The following is a 2,715-nucleotide window of genomic DNA, read 5'->3' on the forward strand; positions in this document are numbered from 1 at the left end:
CCGTCACGGAGTGCTACCAAAAACAGGGGTACAGCTGGCAACAGCTACCTCAAAAACGCCACACAAAGGGGCAATTCGGGCAATCCTCATCACTCCGCCGGAGGTGGAGGTGCCGATCACGCCGAGCCACTGGTGGGTGGCGGACTCGTCGTCCATCAGCGTGTTGGCCAGCTGGGCGCCTCCCGCCACCAGGGCGGCCATCAGCACCACCATCGAGGAGTGGCCGAGGGCGAACCAGAAGCCCACCGAGACCGGCCGCTTGCCGTCCGCCATCAGCTTGCGGGTGGTGTTGTCGATCACCGCGATGTGGTCGGCGTCGAAGGCGTGCCGCATGCCGAGGGTGTACGCGGTGATGCCGAGGCCCACCCCGAAGACCTGGGTACCGACCTCGTACTTCTCGGGGGCGACCAGGAACACGAGCGTCCCGAACGCCACCACGTGCATGGCCAGGATCACCCCCATCAGCCCGGCCGTGCGGATGGTGTCCTCGCGCCGCCAACGGAAGGTGGGCAGGACGGACGGCGCCGCAGGAACAGCGGCGGTTTCGGGCAGGGTCATCCTCGGATCACGCTCCAGCACCTCGTGGAAAGTCGTTCGTGAGATGCCGTGGCCGGTCTCCTGGCTTACGGGGCTTCCGTACCCGCCTTCCCAGGCGCACAAGGCGCCCAGTGGCGTCATGGGTACGGACGACTCCCCCGATCACAGTGGCGAGGGCCGCTCCGGACTGCGGACCCTGAGGGTCCGTCACCGGTCTTCCCGAGCACCACGGCGGGCAACACCGTAGGGGCCCGCGCACCACCCTTGCAAGGCTGCGCACCTGCGCAGGTGTCCAGGATCACAGGCCGTGTGCTGCAAGAATGTCCGCATGCATCTCGTACCGGCCGACCGCGCGGGCCACCGCACCATCGACGGCCACCGGGTCTGCGAGGCCATCGCCGCGATCGGCGACACCGGGCACGTCCGGTCCTGGGCCGAGCGGTTCTCGCTGCTCGCCGACCCGGGGCGGCTCGCCCTGCTGCTCGCCCTGCACCGCGCCGGGCCGCTCGCGGTCACCGACCTCGCGGTCGCCACCGGCATGCGCGACCCCGCCGTCTCTCAGGCACTGCGGCTGCTCCGCACGGCGGGCGTGGTCACCGGCGACAAGGACGGACGTGTGGTGCGCTACCGGCTCGTGGACGACGCCCTGCGCCCTCTGCTGGACGAGTGCGCCGCCGCGGAGCACCACGAGCCGCTCGGGGCCGGGCCGGACGGGCCGGTCGGTGCGGACCACCACGAGCCCGCCGCCGCGGCCGGCTGAGCGTCAGCCCTCCTGCACCAACCGTTCGAAGCGGGCCAGCGAACGCCCGGCGAGCGGGTCGGTGGCGGGCCGCAGCGCGCGGGCGAGCAGACCGGCGGCCGGGAGCCGGAACGCGCCCAGGAAGGCGAAGCGGGTGCCGTCCTGCTCCGGGGTGGCGGCCATGCCGCCGAGCAGGAAGCGACTGCGCATCAGGCACCAGCCGGGCGTCAGCTCGACGTCGAAGCGCGCCCGCAGCCGGGTGTGACCGACGACCAGGGCCTCGGCCCGGCCGTTCTCCCGGCCCCCGGTGACGCGGACCGACCGGATGTCCGGCAGCCAGCGCGGCAGCCCGTCCTCCAGATCGGCCGCGGCGGCCCAGACCCGGTCGAACGGCGCGTCGATCACCGTCTCGCGGACGCTGGCGCCGGGGGTGACGGCGGCGATGACGCGCAGGCGGCGCACCGGGTCGAAGGCCGCCACCGGCCAGGGGATCTGCGTGCTCACTGCTGCCACGCCCTTCGGAAGCTGAGTCGGGCCCGGGACAGCCGGGACTTCACGGTGCCGGCCGCCACGCCCAGCAGGTCGGCGGTGGCGCGCTCGTCGAGGCCCTCCAGGTCGCGCAGCACCAGGACGGCGCGGTGCTCGGGCGTCAGCCGGGCGAGGACGTCCTCGATGTCGGCGGCCAGCTGCGGGTCGCCGGGGCGGGGCAGCTCGGAGAGGTCGGCGGGAACGCAGCGGGCGACCCGTCGGACGTGCCGGACGGCCTCCCGGACGGCGATCGAGCGGACCCAGCCGAACAGCGCGGCCGGCTCCCGGAGCTGGCCCAGCTTGCGGAAGACGGCGATCAGCGCCTCCTGGGTCGCGTCCGGGCCGTCGTCCAGCGCGATCGGGCCGCAGAGCCGGCGCACGTAGGGCGCGACCAGCTCCAGCAGTTCACCGACGGCCAGCTGGTCGCCGCGCTGGGCGGCGCGGACCAGGCCGGCGAGCTCCTCGGCGGTTCGGGTTTCGGGACCATCCACATCCGCACCAGAGGCGCCGGACCGGCCGGACGTTCCCCCATCGGCGCGGCTTTCCGGTGTGACGCTCGTCACGGGAACGTCCGGCCGGAGCCGCCGCTCCTGGGGGCTGACACACCGTCGACACCCCTGGGGGACCTTCGTGAACCGTCGCCGCACCGCCGCCCTCGTCGTCGCCACCGTGCTCGCCGCCGACGGCCTGCTGCACGTCTACTGGGCCACCGGCAGCACCTGGCCGGCGGCCGACGCCCCGTCACTCTCCCGGGCGGTGCTCAACGCCGAGGTGCCGTTCACCCCGCGGGTGGTGCTCCCGCTGGCGGCGGTGCTGTTCTCGGGCGCGGCCGTCGTGCTGGCCCGCGGCGGTCGGGCCGGCGCCGACCTGGACGCCGCCGTGGACTCCATCCGCGAGCGGCTGCACCCGGC

Annotated in this window: 3 protein-coding genes, 2 pseudogenes and 1 riboswitch; of the genes and pseudogenes, 2 read left to right on the top strand and 3 right to left on the bottom strand. The window is 73.8% G+C overall.

Annotated elements, in window-relative coordinates; all coding sequences use genetic code 11:
- Positions 1 to 3: 3 nt before the first annotated feature.
- A complete protein-coding gene (locus tag ABZ885_RS38945; protein ID WP_360199607.1) occupies positions 4 to 558 on the bottom strand; it encodes a hypothetical protein in 555 nt (184 codons plus the stop codon).
- 32 nt (positions 559 to 590) lie between these two features.
- A riboswitch (cobalamin riboswitch) is annotated at positions 591 to 783 on the bottom strand.
- An 82-nt stretch (positions 784 to 865) separates the two neighbouring features.
- On the opposite strand from ABZ885_RS38945, the pseudogene ABZ885_RS38950 reads away from it, so the two are divergent.
- A pseudogene (locus tag ABZ885_RS38950) lies at positions 866 to 1,201 on the top strand (metalloregulator ArsR/SmtB family transcription factor); the annotation flags it as partial.
- Between the two features lie 99 nt (positions 1,202 to 1,300).
- On the opposite strand, the gene ABZ885_RS38955 reads toward ABZ885_RS38950, so the two are convergent.
- Entirely contained in the window at positions 1,301 to 1,780 is a 480-nt protein-coding gene (locus ABZ885_RS38955) for an SRPBCC family protein (protein ID WP_360199609.1), read from the bottom strand.
- A complete protein-coding gene (locus ABZ885_RS38960) occupies positions 1,777 to 2,295 on the bottom strand; it encodes an RNA polymerase sigma factor (protein ID WP_360199611.1) in 519 nt (172 codons plus the stop codon). Before ABZ885_RS38960 ends, ABZ885_RS38955 begins: the two co-directional genes overlap by 4 nt.
- A gap of 139 nt (positions 2,296 to 2,434) precedes the next feature.
- Here ABZ885_RS38960 and ABZ885_RS38965 point away from each other — a divergent pair.
- A pseudogene (locus ABZ885_RS38965) lies at positions 2,435 to 2,715 on the top strand (hypothetical protein); the annotation flags it as partial.

The sequence above is a fragment of the Kitasatospora sp. NPDC047058 genome (assembly GCF_040643935.1).
GTDB lineage: Bacteria > Actinomycetota > Actinomycetes > Streptomycetales > Streptomycetaceae > Kitasatospora.